We start from the raw sequence: 15957 nt of genomic DNA, 5'->3' as shown, positions 1-15957 counted from the left end.
ACTCCTAATTATTGTGTATTGGCAAAGGCCTGCGCAATTTGATGGAACGATGCTGCATTTAAAGAAGCACCGCCGACCAGCGCGCCATTAATATCTGGGCAGGCTGCTAACTCTACTGCATTTTCCGGCTTAACACTACCACCGTACAGAATAGCCATTTGCGGACCATAGCTGGTCAGCTGGGTCAGACCTTCACGAATTTTGGCATGCATGGCCTGCGCATCTTCAGGCGAAGCGGTTTTACCAGTACCAATGGCCCAGATTGGCTCATAGGCAATTACAATATTCTGCCACTGCTCTGCCTCGACCACTGCCGCAATGTCACAAATCTGCTGTAACACCACCTGCTCGGCCTGGCCACTTTCACGTTGCTGCAGGCTTTCACCGACACAGTAAATTACGGTCAGACCGGCTGCCAGTGCATTTTGAATTTTTGCATTTAGAATTTGCACATTTTCAGCAAAAATTTCACGGCGTTCTGAGTGACCGACCAGTACAAAGCCAATCTGGCTGTCTTTTAATAGCTCGGCACTCACCTCACCAGTATAAGCACCTAAACCAGCAATACGTGAAACATCTTGTGCCACGGTATACACTGGACGTACCGCAGTTTTCAGCTGTTCCTGAACACTGCCCAATGCGATTGCAACTGGCGCAACCCCTAAATGACACTGTGCGGCATCAATGGCCTGCTGTTCTAATAATGTTTTAAATTCTGAAACCAGCTGTTGCGCTTCTGCTTGCACTGGGTTCATTTTCCAATTGCCAATCACCCAAGGCGTAATCGCCGAACCCGACATACAATACCTATTCAAATACCTATGTTTCAATCGCGCACATTCTACACGTAAATCGGTTCAGGGCAGAACAATTTGTTGCAGCATTTTTAGATCTACAGTCTAAATAAGCCCATCTGAACATCGGCTTAACAAAAAATCTTTGCCGATTAATTGCGACTGGTTCATGCTTTTAGGGGATACTTAGGTGGTGACATCATTTTCAGATATGGTATTTTTATGCAACAAAAGTATAATTTTGTGATACCAATTATAAACAAACTTTTTTGATTTTTTTTTAAGGACGTTGGGGAATGTCAGTACAACAAGCAATGCCTAGATTTACAGGTTTTATTCGGCGACTGGTCGAAGAAGGGCTTGTGACGGCTGAAAATATGCAGCAAGCCATTGTCGCGGCGAAAAAAGCCGAGACCGATATTGTGCCGTATTTAATTCAGCAGTTGCAGATTTCACCGCTGACCATTGCTGAAAAAATTTCCTATGAATTTGGTGAACCGATTTTTGACTTGGCGGTGTACGATTCGCGTCTGATTGTACGTGAAGGTCTGGATGAAAAACTGTTCACCAAATACCGAATTCTGCCCATTTTCCGACGTCACAATCAGCTTTATATTGCTACCAGTAACCCAACCAATATCGAAGCCATTGATGCGATCCGCTTTAACAGCAAGCTGAATATTGAAGTGGTGATTGTTGAGCATGACAAGCTGGAACGGCTGATTGAACAGAACTTTACCGAAGACAGCACCTTTGACTTTGATGAAGACTTTGATCTGGAAGTTGGCGACAACGCTCCCGAAACACAAAAAGATGACGATGAGCCACAAGGCGATGAAGCCCCAATCGTCAAATATATTAACAAGTTACTGGTCGATGCAATCCGTATGGGCGCCTCGGATTTACACTTCGAGCCTTATGAAAAAAGCTACCGGGTCCGTTACCGGATTGACGGCGTTTTGCGCCAGATTGCCAATCCTCCGTTACAACTGGCCACACGCCTTGCCTCACGTTTAAAAGTCATGTCACAAATGGACATCTCGGAAAAACGTATTCCGCAGGATGGCCGGATCAAGCTCAAGCTGTCAAAAAACAAAGCCATCGACTTCCGTGTCAACTCATTGCCGACCCTGTTTGGAGAAAAAATCGTACTGCGTATCCTCGATCCATCTAGCGCCATGCTGGGGATTGATGCACTTGGTTATGAACCGGAGCAAAAAGAGCTGTTTATGGAGGCGCTGGACAAACCACAAGGCATGTTGCTGATCACCGGCCCGACCGGTTCCGGTAAAACCGTATCTTTATATACCGGCTTAAACATTCTCAACCGCGAAGACACCAATATTTCTACCGCCGAAGATCCGGTGGAAATTAACCTGGAAGGCATCAATCAGGTCAACGTCAACCCGAAAGTGGGTCTGACCTTTGCCGCAGCACTAAAATCATTCCTGCGCCAGGATCCGGATATTGTCATGGTCGGTGAGATCCGTGATCTGGAAACTGCAGAAATTGCCATTAAAGCCGCACAAACCGGTCACATGGTCATGTCGACGCTGCACACCAACAGTGCACCCGAAACCCTGACCCGTTTACGCAACATGGGCGTCCCCTCATTTAACATCGCCACCTCGGTGAACCTGGTGATTGCCCAGCGTCTGGCACGTCGTCTCTGCCAGAAATGCAAGGCCCCGGTGGAGATTCCACGCCAGAGCCTCTTGGAACTCGGTTTTACCGAAGAAGATTTAAACCAGCCAGAGTTCCAGCTGTATCAGCCGGTTGGCTGCCCGGAATGTCGTGAAGGTTATAAAGGCCGTGTCGGGGTCTATGAAGTAATGAAAGTCACCCCGGAAATCTCACGCATTATTATGGAAGATGGTAATGCCTTGCAAATTGCAGCAGCCTCGGCAAAATCCGGGTTTAACAATTTACGCCGTTCAGGATTAATCAAGGTCATGCAGGGGGTCACTTCTTTACAGGAAGTGAATCGTGTGACCAGCGAATAGATGAAGCATTTAAAATAAGGATAAACACGCATGGCTGTCAAAAAAGCACAGATGATGCCATTGCTGTCCCACAATTTTTCACAAGAGGAAGCTCATTTGAGCTTCCTCTTGTTTTATGGGTATTTTATCGGGTGAAAATAAAGCTTTTAAAGTTCTTCTTTCAAACAAATTCACTTGAATTATTCTGAGTAAACGTTGAACTGTCCAACCTGTTTTTCCTAAATGTCGAGCGAAACTCACCAATAAATAGGCGATCATCGCAATCCAGATTTGTGTCTGAATTGCGTTCCTGCTGCGGCCTAGAAACGCTTTTAATTTGAGATTCTGCTTAATCGCCTTAAAGAACAGCTCAACTTTCCAACGATCTTTATAAATCGCCGCAATGGTGGAGGCGGCTAAATGAAAGTTATTGCTGAGAAAGCTAAAGTGCTTGCCACTTTGCTGATCTCTATATTCAATTCTTCTTAACACTGGGGCTTTTCTTTTTAGGGCATGTGCGCTATTCAGCTGAATGGTTTCATCTTTTAGAATACCTTTGGATTCAAGCACTGGATGTTGCTGGATCACCTGATACACAGATTTAGGCCTAAAACGTGTGACAAATCCAATGTTTTGAGCAGTCAGATTTGCATACCATTGGTAATCGACATAGCCTTTATCAAAAACTACAATGCTGCCAGCAGGAAACTGGAATTTGCGGCCTTGTACCATGTCATTTTCTTTGCCATTTTCAACTGCAACAAACTCAGGAATATCATTGCTGTGATTCAATCCTATACTGAGTTTCATGCTGGCTTTTGAGTCGTGAACTTTGGCCCATTCACATAAGGAAAGCGACAGGTCAATATGACTGGCATCCAAGGAATACAAGGGATTCTTAAAGCGAAATTTATGAGCTACTTTTGAGTGTTCATAGTATTTAAGCAACTTGTAAAATAGCTGTTGATACAAGGCAGCAGGCTGCTGCTCATTGATTCGTGCCAGCGTGCTTCGGGGAATAGACTTTGCTCCGAGATGACTCAGCTTTTCCTGTTGGCACTCCAAATTGGATTGAATATCTCTCAGACTTTGCCTACAAGAGAATTGAGACATCAATATGGCAATAAACTGATCCCACCGGGAAGCCGCTCTAAATTTCTGTCCAACATGGTGTACTTTAGCAAGTTGTTCAAAATCCTGTCGCACAACAGGTTTAATTAGCTCATGAAATACGGTATTCTGATGTGACAAAACCTGAATCCTGGTCGTTAAAGTGTTTGTTTGCACTCATATTTTAACTGTTAGGACTCAGGTTTTTTATTTAAAGCAAACTATGGGACAGCAGTGCAGATGATGCCCACCTTTATTTATGAAGGGATTGACCGCAAAGGGGCAAAACTTAAAGGGGAACTGCCAGCACGTAATATGGCGCTGGCCAAGGTCACGTTGCGCAAGCAAGGGATCACCATCAAAACCATCCGCCAGAAGAAGAAAAATATTCTTGAAGGCTTGATGAAGAAAAAAGTCTCGACCCTGGACATCACGATTTTTACCCGCCAGCTGGCGACCATGATGAAAGCCGGTGTACCGCTGGTGCAAAGCTTTGAAATTGTGGCTGAAGGTCTGGAAAACCCGGCCATGCGTGAAGTGGTATTGGGGATTAAAGGCGAAGTCGAAGGGGGCAATACCTTTGCTGGTGCACTGCGTAAATATCCGCAACATTTCGATAATCTGTTTTGCTCGCTGGTTGAATCGGGTGAACAGTCGGGTGCTCTAGAAACCATGCTGGACCGGGTGGCGATCTATAAAGAAAAGAGCGAATTACTCAAACAGAAAATCAAGAAAGCCATGAAATACCCGGCAACGGTGATTGTGGTGGCCGTGATTGTCACCATTATCCTGATGGTCAAAGTGGTACCGGTGTTTGAAGAACTCTTCACCTCTTTTGGTGCCGACTTACCGGCCTTCACCAAGATGGTGGTGAATATGTCGCAGTGGACCCAGAAATACTGGTTTGTGCTGATTATTGTGGTCGGCTTTGCGATTGCAGCTTTTCTGGAAGCCAAGAAACGCAGCAAGAAATTCCGTGACCTGCTGGACAAAGCCGCCCTGAGAGCACCAATTTTTGGTGATCTGGTGTATAAGGCGATTATCGCGCGTTATAGTCGTACCCTGGCCACCACCTTTGCTGCCGGTGTTCCCTTAATTGATGCACTGGAATCCACTGCCGGCGCCACCAACAACGTGGTTTATGAAGAAGCAGTAATGAAAATCCGTGAAGATGTCGCCACCGGTCAGCAGTTACAGTTTGCCATGCGGGTCACAGATAAATTCCCTTCGATGGCCGTGCAGATGGTTGCGATTGGTGAAGAATCCGGTGCGCTGGATGCGATGCTGGATAAAGTCGCTACTCACTACGAAAACGAAGTCGATAACGCCGTCGATGGCTTAACCTCGATGATGGAACCACTGATTATGGCCGTTCTCGGGATTCTGGTCGGCGGTCTGGTGGTCGCGATGTATCTCCCAATCTTCCAAATGGGCTCTGTGGTTTAATGCAAGAATTCATTCATTATCTGATTCAACACCCAACTGCGCTGTATTTCGTAGTTGGGATTTTTAGTTTATGTATTGGCAGTTTTCTGAATGTGGTGATTTACCGCACGCCAAAAATGATGGAACAGGAATGGCGCAATGACTGTCAAATGCTGCTGCATCCTGAACAGGCCATCATTGATGAAAGCAAAATCAGCCTCAGTCAGCCAGCCTCGACCTGTCCGAAATGCCACAGCCCGATTCGCTGGTATCAGAATATTCCAGTAATCAGCTGGCTGCTTCTACGTGGCAAATGTGGCCAATGCCAAAACCCGATCAGTATTCGTTATCCTTTTATTGAACTGCTGACCGCAGTGTGTGCCTTAACCGTAGTCGCGGTTTTTGGCCCGACCCTGCAAATGCTGTTTGGCCTGGTGTTGACCTATGTGTTAATTGCCCTGACCTTTATTGATTTTGACACCCAGCTGCTGCCTGACCGCTATACCCTCCCCCTGGCTGCACTCGGCTTGGGGGTGAACAGCTATGCCCTGTACACCTCCGCTAGCTCTGCCATTTGGGGATATATCATTGGCTTTTTATGTCTGTGGGTGGTGTATTACCTGTTTAAGCTGGTGACTGGCAAAGAAGGTATGGGCTATGGCGATTTTAAATTGCTGGCCGCCTTAGGTGCCTGGATGGGCCCGCTGATGCTGCCGCTGATTGTGTTGCTATCTTCTCTGGTTGGTGCAATCATTGGCATTATTTTGCTGAAAATCCGCAAAGAGAACCAGCCTTTTGCCTTTGGCCCTTATATTGCCATTGCCGGCTGGATCGCCTTTTTGTGGGGTGATGCAATCATGAAGCTTTATTTAGGTCAATAAGGACAACAGGATGACATTTGTTTTGGGTTTAACTGGCGGCATTGGCAGCGGTAAATCGGCAGCAAGTCACTGGTTTGAAACCCAAGGCATTGTGGTGGTCGATGCAGATGTGGTGGCACGTGAAGTGGTTGAGCCAGGCCAGCCGGCCCTGACCCAGATTCATCAGGCCTTTGGCGACTGGGTCCTGCTCAATGGCGAGCTCAACCGCCGTGCCTTACGCGAGCATATTTTTAAAGAACCGGCAGCACGCAAAACCCTGGAAGCGATTACCCATCCGGCCATTCGCCAGTCGATCATCCAGCAGTTACAGGCAGCCCGCAGTGCCTATGTGGTGCTGGTGTCTCCACTGTTATTTGAAAGCAACCAGCATGAACTGACCCAGCGCAACCTGTTAATTGATGCCTCTGAAGAACTGCAGATTCAACGCGCCTCACAACGCGATGGACAAAGTATCGAACAAATTCGCAAGATTATTCAGGTACAGATGTCACGCGCAGACAAACGCCAGCGGGCAGATGATATTGTGCTGAATGATGGTCATCTGGAGCATCTCTATGCCCAGCTTCAACCCTTACATCAACACTATCTGACTTTGGCGCAACAGCAGCAGTCGGTTTAAGACGGCTTGTTTTGTCGTTCGATTTGCTGGCTTAAGCTGTCTTTCCGGCCCCACCAGCGCCAAGGCTGTAACGCCCCAATGCCCATACCAAGCAGACCACAGACAATCGCCAGGCTCAATGGCTCATTCAGTAACGGTACCGCCAGAATAGCGGCAATAAACGGTGCCAAGGTCACAATACTGCCAGCCTTAAAAGCACCTAAACGCTTAATCGCTTCGACATAGCTGAGCGTGGCAATAATCACCACAAAAATTCCATGAAACAGGGTCTGGCCGATTAAATGCAGTGGTTCGGGACCACTCAGGTTTTTTGGAAAAAATAGGCAATAAATAGGCACATACACCAAAGCTGACCAGATGGCTACACTGGCCATAGAATGCCAGGCCGACAGCTTCCATTGCCGCAACAGCACCGTAAAGACGCCCCACCATAAGGCACTCAGGAAAAACAGCAGATCGCCAAAACCGAAAGCGACACCGGTTTCCTGATACATCAGCAGACTCATGGCAGCAATCGCCAGCAGCATGATCAATACGCTGATCCAGGTATGCCGGTCAAAGGGCTGTCGAAACAGCAACCAGGCCGCCAGTGCAGTACATAAGGGAATACAGCCATTCAAGAAAATCGCCGCATGCGCCGCTGGCACAAAATGAAATGCACTATAAGCCGTCAGGCAGTAACCGACACCGCCAATCATCGCCAGGATAAAGGACTGTCGGGTCCATAAAAATGCCGTATCTTTGCGATATAGCAAAACCGGCATCAGCAGGCAAAAGGCCAGCATAAAACGCAAGGCCACCAGATCCCAAGCACTAATGCCCCACAGGGCACTTAAACGGGTACTCAGGGTAAAGCCACCCCAAATACACATGGTGATGGCCAGTAACAGATAGCCTTGCTGACGCGCGTTGATCATTAAGATGGAAAGAGCGCTTAAGCCGGTTGACGCTGACGGCAAGCTTCATACAGCGCCATGCCGGTGGCCACACTAACATTCAGACTTTGCAGATTGCCCATCATCGGGATATACACGGTTTGATCACACTGCGACTGGGTGATTGGGCGCAAACCGGTATCTTCGGCTCCCATCACCACACACACCGCCGTACCGGTGAAGTCAAACTTCTGGATCGGCAAGGCTTTTTCATCCAGCATGGTGCCGACCACGCGCACATTAAACTGCTCTTTGATTTGCCCCAAAGTACGGGCCAGATTGGTAACCTGAATAAATTTAACTTTCTCGGCGCCACCAGCAGCCACTTTACGCGCCGTTGGGGTCAGGCTGGCTGAACGGTCACGCGGTACAATCACCGCTTCTACACCCATGGCTGCTGCCGTACGGATACAGGCGCCCAGATTATGCGGATCGGTGACCTGATCCAGAGCCAGTAACAGTGGCTGATTGGACTGCTGCAACAGCTGTTCCAAATCTTTTTCATTTAAGGTTGGATGCGGACGCACCGCAGCCACCACGCCCTGATGAAATGGCAAACCGGCCAGTTTTTCCAGGCTGTCACGACTGGCTTTTTGTACGCTAATACCAAACGGCTCTGCCAGTTCCAGAATACGCTGTAAACGCTGGTCATCACGACCTTTGAGGGTAAACAGGGTTAATACACGCTCCGGTTCAAGTTCTAACAATGACTCTACCGAATGAACGCCATAATAATATTCTGGTTTTGCCATGAATGACCTCAACGCTGTGCTGTAAATCCAAAAGAAAAATCCTGCAAAGGAAACTTTACAGGATTTCTGTGTCGGCCTAGTTTAACCGATTTGGGCTAAAAATGCTTAGCCTTCTAAATGACAAACGTAGTCCAGTACATCATCAGTTTCAATCTTAAAACGGCTGTTGCCCGGTACATAAAAAGACTGACCAGCGCGGAAAAGCTCACTTTCTTCACTATCGGCGATTTGCACACGACATTCACCTGAAATAATTTCCATCCGTTCAGGAACATGCGTTTCGAAAGTTAAGGCTTGTTCAGTCGGTAAAATCACACCCAGCGTCTTTTTGGTGCCATCTTCAAATTGCACCGTATGACTAATGCAGAGCCCGCCAAAATAAACATTGGATTTTTTTACCACTGATACATGATCAAACTGAGCTGACATGCGTATTCTCCAGCTAACGCGTTTTTATATTTTATGATTGAGGTAGTGTAATGCTGCCTACTGAACTAATCAATCAATCTTCATCTAAGGTAAATCACTCTATTTCCTGTCGTTTCAGGCAAGTCATTTTGCCTGGCACGCGAATAAATTCACCTCATTTTTGCGAGAGTCTAAATCAACTTTCAGGCAAGTACAAATACCTTTTAATCGCAGATGAACTAAAGTTCAACGCCCCCATTGCACTCTCCGACCATCTGTATTTTCAGCCTGACAAATCCTGCGCCGAACTGGTTCAATTCGGGTTATGCATCTGACTGATTTTCATCTGAATCTCTAAATATAGTGAGCGCTTTTCTGCTCGTTTTCAGCTTATCTGATAATCACAAAAAATTTTGATGATTGGCAGATAAAGTTATGCAACATTCTGCCGACGCTGTATTGCAAGCACATGAAACTGGACACAGTTTTCTGTTTCAGATGAAGATAACAGCTGATCTTTCGATTGCAACGGTAGCGACTTGATCTACATGGTGGATGTAGAACCTCTGCTCACAGCATGCCGCTGAATATTCTGTACCGAGAAGTTTTATTTTTCTGCAAAAATTAAGCTAGAATGATTGTGTTTTTTCAGTTGCTTAAAATAAAGGGCAATGCTTTGCACTGCCCAACCTGACATTCTTCAACTCAAACTTTTCGCAGCCTGGATGCGTTTATGCTGACACATTTAATCCTGATCAATTTTGCCTTAGCCGACCGTTTAGCCATTGATATTGAATCTGGTTTTAACGTCCTGACCGGGGAAACAGGTGCCGGAAAATCATTATTACTGGATGCGCTTTCGGCCTGTCTGGGCGAACGCACCGACACCAATTATGTCCGTTATGGCGCAGACAAAGCCGATGTCACTGCCACCTTCAGTTATCATGACGGCAGTCCAGAAGCTGAGTGGCTAAAACAGCAGGAACTGGATGATGAATCGGGCGAAATTCATTTACGCCGGGTAATTTTCGCCACCGGACGCAGCAAGGCCTGGATTAACGGCCGTCCGAGCAGTCTGTCTGAGCTCAAAGAAATTGGCCGTTTGCTGGTGCAGCTGTATAGCCAGCACAGCCAGCAGCAGCTGTTAGAACCGCCTTATCCAAAACACTGGCTGGATCGTTATAGCAATTTTTATGCGCCAGCCCAGGCCGTACGCGATGCCTATAGCCAGTGGCAAAAAGATATTCGCCAGCATCAGGCGGCTTTGGATGCCCAGGCGACGCGTAAACAGCGCATCGACACACTGGAATTGCAGCTGGAAGAATTAGAAGAAGTGGTCCAGGTCGATTATGCCGATATTGAACAGGAATTTGATCGCTTAAGCCATCATGAAGCGATTATGCAGGATTGTGCCTATAGTCTGAACGGGCTGGATGAAGCAGAGCCAAACCTGAGCCAGGAACTGTCCTCGATTTTACGGCGTCTGGAAAGCCATGCCGGCCGCAGTGAACAGCTGTCAGAAATTTATACTTCCCTGCTGAATGCGCAAAGTGAAATTGAAGATGCCACCGCCAGTTTGCGTCATTTTATTGACCGGCAGAGTTTCGATCCGGAGCGGATGGAAGAACTGAATTCCAAACTGGAAATTTTCCATCGTCTGGCCCGTAAATATCGCACCCAGCCAGAATTATTGAAAACCGAATATGACAACTGGCAGGCCGAGCTGGAACAGCTGCATCAGCTGGAAGATCCGGAAACCTTGGCCGAACAGGTCGAAGTGTCCTATCAGGACTTTTTGGCCAAGGCCGAACATTTAGACCAGATTCGACGTGAAGCGGCCGGACCGCTGGCCAAACAGCTGACCGAACAGGTGAAACAACTGGCCTTACCGGAAGCACATTTTGAATTTAAATTTGAGCCTTTAGAGCAGCCATCGAGTGAAGGCTTAAGCTTTATCCAGCTGCTGTTTACGGCCAATAAAGGCATTCCAGCACAACCACTGGCGCGTGTCGCTTCGGGCGGTGAACTGTCGCGTATTGCGCTGGTGATGCAGGTCATGAATGCTGAAAAAACCGAAGCAGAAGTGCTGGTGTTTGACGAAATTGATGTCGGGATTAGTGGTGGTACTGCAGAAATTGTGGGGCGTTTACTGGCCGGTCTGGGGCAGCACGTACAAATTCTGTGTATTACCCATCAGGCGCAGGTTGCGGCTCAGTCTGACCAGCACCTGCTGGTGAAGAAACAGCAGACTGATCCGGCCAGTAGTACTATTTTAATGCTGCAAGAAGAAGAGCGGATTCTGGAACTGGCACGGATGACTGGTGGCGTCGAAATTAACGAAACCACCTTGCAGCATGCCAAGCAGTTACGTCAGCTCAAGTTTCAATCTGGCGCATAAAATCACTGAAAAACCACAAAAAATGTTTGGTGAAATAGCAATCCTCTTGTAACGTGATGATTAAGACCTATATCTATATCAGAACATACATTTTAGGAGAAAGGCTTAGGTGACCAAACAATATCTGACACATCGCTGTCTTATTGCGCCACCCGAGATAAATGATGACTTTTTTGCGAATACTGTCATTTATTTGGCGCGTCATGATGAAGACGGGGCGCAAGGCATTATTCTCAATCGTCCGGCAGGGATTCAAATTAAAGAATTACTGAATGATCTGGATATTGAAGCCGATCATGTCCATCCACATGAAGTGCTGCAAGGCGGGCCGCTGCGTCCGGAAGCTGGATTTGTGCTGCATACTGGCCAGCCAACCTGGCATTCATCCATTGCGGTTGGTGAAAATGTCTGTATTACCACCTCCAAAGATATTCTGGATGCCATTGCGCATAACGAAGGCGTAGGCCGTTACCAGATTGCCCTCGGCTATGCCAGCTGGAGTAAAAACCAGCTGGAAGAAGAAATTTCGCGTGGTGACTGGCTGATCTGCGATTCAGATATGGATCTGATTTTTAATCTGCCCTATAGCGACCGTTGGGATGCCGCCTACCGGAAAATCGGAATTGACCGCACCTGGCTTGCATCAGAGATTGGCCATGCCTGAGTCTGCTGCACACATGATTATGGCCTTCGATTTTGGCACCCAGAAAATGGGCATGGCGGTGGGTCAATCCCTGATCGAAAGCGCCACGCCGCTGGCCCTGTTTCCCATGAAAGATGGTATTCCAAACTGGGATGAACTGCTGAAACTGGTGAAACAATATCAGCCAAATTTATTTCTGGTTGGCTTGCCACTGAACATGGATGATAGCGAGTCAGAGCTGTCGACCCGGGCGCGCAAGTTTGCCCGACGTTTACGTCATCAGACCAATATCGAAACCCTGATGGTGGACGAGCGTTTGACCACGCGTGAAGCCCGTGATGAACTGGATCATTATCAGGCTCAGGGACGCGGTAAAAAAATTGCCGCCGACAGTATTGCGGCCGCCCTGTTCATTGAAAGCTGGTATCGTTATCCGCAAGGCGTCCAGCCTTAAAATCTCGCTGTTGACGTCCAAATCCCCTTTCTCTTGGTTTTCAGCTCAATCCGGTCTGTTATGATAGTCAGTACCGGATTTTTTCATTGATCTTTTTTTACGTTGTAGAGTAATCGCTGATGGCAATATCGAGTTTTGGCAAAATTTTGATGGTTCTGAATTTATTTTCAGTGTCACGTCCGGTGATTAATGTCGATATGATCAGTGAAGAACTGGGCCTGTCCAAACCGACCAGCTACCGCTATTTAAAAGAACTGGTTTCGGCCGAATTATTGCAGCGTTTAAGTGGGACTTCGGGCGATTACACCCTCGGCTCGAAAATTGCAGTGCTGGATTATATTTCCCGCACCACCGATCCACTGGTGCAAATCAGCATTCCGTTTATGCAGGATATTGTGCAGCGTACCGAATTTTGCTGCGTACTGACCTATCTGAATCAGGATGCCTGTATCGACCTGCATGATGAAGTGTTCCAGCATATGAATCTGCTGTCCTATGGCCGCGGCTGCCCACGTCCGGTGTATATGGGCTCTTCACCGAAAATCATGCTGGCGCATTTACCAAAACAGAAAATGCTGAATTATTATCAGCGTTTTGCCGTGCAGTTCCGTCAGTCCGGTTTTGCCCAGGATGAAGCCGAGTTCATCAGCAAAATGAAAAAGATCAAAAAACAGGGTTATTACTATTCTAGTGGTGAACTGGAACCGCAACTGGCCGGCTTGTCGGTGCCGATCAGACTCTCCAATAAAACAGCGCCGTTCACCTTGACCTTGCTGGCCTCCAAAAACCGCTTTGAATTTGTTAATGTCGAAAAGCTGATTGCCATTTTGCAGGAAAATGCCGCACTGATTGAACAGAAAGTTGAAAGCCTGAATCCACACGCTTAACTTGATCTTTATCAAAACACAGCTATTAAGATCAGCGTGGTGAGATAAGTCTCTGCCCTGCCCGGCCTTTGGATCACAACCAGCATTAGAGTGGATAAAAATAGCGAAAGGTTAAATTGATTCGTGGCGCCACCACACGGCTGGATTTGGGCAGGCTGTGCTTCCAGTAGCGCTGGGTCTGCCCGCGCATCACAATTAATTGACCACTCTGTAGCAGCAGTTCGACTTTTGCTGCGCTGTGTTTATGCTTAAAACTGAATTTACGGGTGGCCCCCAGACTTAAAGAAGCAATCACCGTTTCTGCACTCGGAGATGCGACCAGACTCGGTTCATCATCACTGTGCCAGCCCAGTCCCTGACTGCCATCTGCATATAAATTGGCTAAACAGGAATTAAATGGATGTCCCACGATCTGTTCAATCTGCTGTTTTAACTGCCACAAAGCCGGATGCCAACGCTGCGCCTGCTTCAAACTGCCCGAATAACGATACTGATAATACTCATCACCATACCAGGCAATTTTCCGCGCGGTGACATAATGTTTGCCAAATAAGGTGACTTCATCGGCTTGCCAGGCCAGCTGCTGTAAACATTGCTGCAAGTAAGCGTGACTGTCCTCAGCGGACAGAATCAGCCCATAATCCTGCACGATCCCCTCATAGGGCAACAGATTCTGCCGCGGCTCGGGCGGAAACAGTTCCAGATTCATTGTGGCGTTTTCCTGCGAAGCGGAACTTCAGTTTAAACCCAAAACGGCTTCACAAATCAAAACATTCTCTGTGCTTGTGAGCCACGCCAAATCGACATAGACTGAAAAACAGGTTTTAGAATAAAAAATAATTGCTTATGAACTTATGGCAGCTCTTTCAGAAGCTCAAGCCCTTTGTGCGGCCGTATCGGCTGCTGGTGATTGCCACGCTGATTCTGACTTTAATTGGTTCTCTGACCGCACAGGTCAATGCCCTGACCCTGCAATATGCCGTCGACAGCATTAACCGGCTGGTAGAAGCCGGTCAGGGGCTGGCTGAAGGCTGGCAGATTCTGATAACCATTAGCGCCATTTTACTGGGCAAGGAAATCATTAATGCCTTTGTCCAATTCGGGCAGAAATTTTATGGTGAAAAACTGCGGATTTTTGTGTCGCAGGATTTGGCTCAAGGCATTATTGAGAAGTTCCTGACTTACCGGCTGGCGTTTTTTAATCAGGATAACAATCAGGCCGGCAAGCTGCAAACCCGGATTGACCGCGGCATTGGCTCCCTCACCCGGCTGGTACAAATCTTTTTTATTGATATTTTACCGTTATTTACCAGCGCGATTATTGCCTTAGGGCTGATGTACTGGGCCAATTTCTATGTCGGACTGGTGGCCTCGGCCATTGTGCCCATTTACTTCTGGCTGACCTATAAACAGGCCCAGAAACTTGGCAGCTGGCGCCGCAATTTACGTGATGGCCGCGAACGGAAAAGCCAGGGTATTCTGAGTATTATCAACTCGATTACCGTGATCAAATCCTTTAACCGGGAACATATCGAATCGGACAAACAGCTAAAACTGCAAAAGGAACTGACCGATAACCAGATGCATACCCGGCAGACCAGCTTCCTGTTTGATGGCCTGAAAACCTTTATTGAACAGATCGGAATTGTGCTGATTATTATCCTGACTGCCTATTTTGTGCTGGATGGCCAGATGAGTATCGGCATGATCATGTATCACGTGTTGCTGTTTAATAACGTGTCGGCACCAATCCGTTCACTGCACCGGATTTATGATGAAGTGAATGATGCCATGATCTACTCGGAAAGCTTTTTCCAGATTCTGGAGGCCGATGATGAAATTGAAGCCAGCGGTGCACAAAAACCGGTAATTCGCGGGCAATTCAATTTAAGCGGGGTCGAGTTTTATTATCCGAACGGGCATCATGCCTTAAAAAATATCGAGATGTGCATTCAGCCCAACAAGATTACCGCACTGGTCGGCCTGTCCGGTGCAGGGAAATCGACCCTGATCAGCCTGCTGGATAAATTCTATGAACCACAGCAGGGCAGCATTCAGTTAGATGGAGTGGATTTAAAAGACATCGACACCCAATACCTGCGTGACCATATCGGGCTGGTGCTGCAAAAAAACCATATTTTCCAGGGCAGTATTTTTGACAATATCCGCTATGGCAAAACCGATGCTTCTCAGGAAGAAGTGATACAGGCCGCCCAGAAAGCCTCGATTCATGAGCAGATTTTGCAGCTCCCGCAAGGCTATGACAGTGATGCCCTGATGCTCTCGGGCGGTCAGCAGCAGCGGATTGCACTGGCGCGGATGTTCCTGAAAAATCCACCGATTATTTTTCTGGATGAACCAACCGCCAGTCTGGATGCCATTGCCACCGAGCAGATCAAGCAGAGTCTGGATGAAATTAAACAGGGCCGTACCGTGGTGATTATCTCACACAGTCTGTCGCAGATTATTGATGCCGATTACACCTATGTCATGAAAGAAGGCGCGATTGCCGAACACGGCGAACATGACACGCTCTACCATCAGGACGGTGTCTATAAAGAAATTTTTGATGCGATGGCCAAAAGCCTGAATATTGAAAAGATTGCCCGAACCTTTGAAGATGACGCAGAAGAAGAAACCCATAGTTAAACCGCAATCCGGTTAAAGAT

At 47.4% G+C, this 15957-nt stretch carries 15 protein-coding genes; 9 read left to right on the top strand and 6 right to left on the bottom strand.

Annotation, left to right across the window (positions count from 1 at the left end; translation table 11 throughout):
• Positions 1–8 precede the first annotated feature (8 nt).
• Positions 9–800 (bottom strand): triose-phosphate isomerase, encoded by a 792-nt coding sequence (tpiA, locus tag F905_RS13545; protein ID WP_005181780.1) that lies wholly within the window; start codon positions 798–800, stop codon positions 9–11.
• Positions 801–1090: 290 nt separating this feature from the next.
• Between tpiA and pilB the strand changes: the two genes are divergently transcribed.
• A complete protein-coding gene (gene pilB / locus F905_RS13540; RefSeq protein WP_005181778.1) occupies positions 1091–2797 on the top strand; it encodes a type IV-A pilus assembly ATPase PilB in 1707 nt (568 codons plus the stop codon).
• Positions 2798–2875: 78 nt separating this feature from the next.
• On the opposite strand, the gene F905_RS13535 is transcribed toward pilB, so the two are convergent.
• Entirely contained in the window at positions 2876–4027 is a 1152-nt protein-coding gene (locus F905_RS13535) for an IS4-like element ISAbe18 family transposase (RefSeq protein WP_005176703.1), read from the bottom strand.
• 99 nt (positions 4028–4126) lie between these two features.
• Here F905_RS13535 and F905_RS13530 point away from each other — a divergent pair, with 99 nt between their 5' ends.
• Genes F905_RS13530 through coaE form a run of 3 tightly spaced genes read left to right on the top strand, consistent with a single transcriptional unit; the run spans position 4127 to position 6811 of the window.
• On the top strand, positions 4127–5332 hold the full coding sequence (locus tag F905_RS13530; protein ID WP_005181776.1) for a type II secretion system F family protein: 1206 nt from the start codon (positions 4127–4129) through the stop codon (positions 5330–5332).
• On the top strand, positions 5332–6192 hold the full coding sequence (locus tag F905_RS13525; protein WP_005181774.1) for a prepilin peptidase: 861 nt from the start codon (positions 5332–5334) through the stop codon (positions 6190–6192). Before F905_RS13530 ends, F905_RS13525 begins: the two co-directional genes overlap by 1 nt.
• Before the next feature lie 10 nt (positions 6193–6202).
• Entirely contained in the window at positions 6203–6811 is a 609-nt protein-coding gene (gene coaE, locus F905_RS13520) for a dephospho-CoA kinase (protein ID WP_005181773.1), read from the top strand.
• On the opposite strand, the gene F905_RS13515 is transcribed toward coaE, so the two are convergent.
• From F905_RS13515 to F905_RS13505, 3 genes are all read right to left on the bottom strand, one after another.
• Positions 6808–7728, bottom strand: a complete 921-nt coding sequence (locus tag F905_RS13515) for a DMT family transporter (protein WP_005181771.1) — start codon at positions 7726–7728, stop codon at positions 6808–6810. The two genes, coaE and F905_RS13515, sit on opposite strands and share 4 nt — an antisense overlap.
• A gap of 17 nt (positions 7729–7745) precedes the next feature.
• Positions 7746–8498, bottom strand: coding sequence for a 23S rRNA (guanosine(2251)-2'-O)-methyltransferase RlmB (rlmB, locus tag F905_RS13510; RefSeq protein ID WP_005181769.1), 753 nt, complete (start codon positions 8496–8498; stop codon positions 7746–7748).
• Positions 8499–8603: 105 nt separating this feature from the next.
• Positions 8604–8927, bottom strand: a complete 324-nt coding sequence (locus F905_RS13505) for a pyrimidine/purine nucleoside phosphorylase (protein ID WP_005181767.1) — start codon at positions 8925–8927, stop codon at positions 8604–8606.
• Between the two features lie 712 nt (positions 8928–9639).
• Here F905_RS13505 and recN point away from each other — a divergent pair.
• The 4 genes from recN (at position 9640) to F905_RS13485 (ending at position 13288) form a co-directional block, all read left to right on the top strand.
• A complete protein-coding gene (gene recN, locus F905_RS13500; RefSeq protein ID WP_005181764.1) occupies positions 9640–11304 on the top strand; it encodes a DNA repair protein RecN in 1665 nt (554 codons plus the stop codon).
• 109 nt (positions 11305–11413) lie between these two features.
• Positions 11414–11968, top strand: a complete 555-nt coding sequence (locus F905_RS13495) for a YqgE/AlgH family protein (protein ID WP_005181761.1) — start codon at positions 11414–11416, stop codon at positions 11966–11968.
• Positions 11961–12401 carry a Holliday junction resolvase RuvX gene (ruvX, locus tag F905_RS13490; RefSeq protein ID WP_005181760.1) on the top strand — a complete coding sequence of 147 codons (441 nt, stop codon included), beginning with the start codon at positions 11961–11963 and terminating at the stop codon, positions 12399–12401. Before F905_RS13495 ends, ruvX begins: the two co-directional genes overlap by 8 nt.
• Positions 12402–12520: 119 nt before the next feature.
• Positions 12521–13288, top strand: coding sequence for an IclR family transcriptional regulator (locus tag F905_RS13485; protein WP_005181757.1), 768 nt, complete (start codon positions 12521–12523; stop codon positions 13286–13288).
• 85 nt (positions 13289–13373) lie between these two features.
• Here the strand turns inward: F905_RS13485 and F905_RS13480 are convergent, their stop codons facing one another.
• A complete protein-coding gene (locus tag F905_RS13480; protein ID WP_005181754.1) occupies positions 13374–13997 on the bottom strand; it encodes an alpha-ketoglutarate-dependent dioxygenase AlkB family protein in 624 nt (207 codons plus the stop codon).
• Between the two features lie 137 nt (positions 13998–14134).
• Between F905_RS13480 and F905_RS13475 the strand changes: the two genes are divergently transcribed.
• Complete coding sequence (locus F905_RS13475; protein WP_005181751.1) at positions 14135–15937, top strand: ABC transporter ATP-binding protein; 1803 nt, start codon at positions 14135–14137, stop codon at positions 15935–15937.
• Positions 15938–15957: the final 20 nt, after the last annotated feature.

The organism is Acinetobacter sp. CIP 53.82, assembly GCF_000369465.1.
Taxonomy (GTDB): domain Bacteria; phylum Pseudomonadota; class Gammaproteobacteria; order Pseudomonadales; family Moraxellaceae; genus Acinetobacter; species Acinetobacter indicus.
Note: the sequence above shows the minus strand (reverse complement) of the source record. Positions and strands in the feature narration are given on the sequence as shown.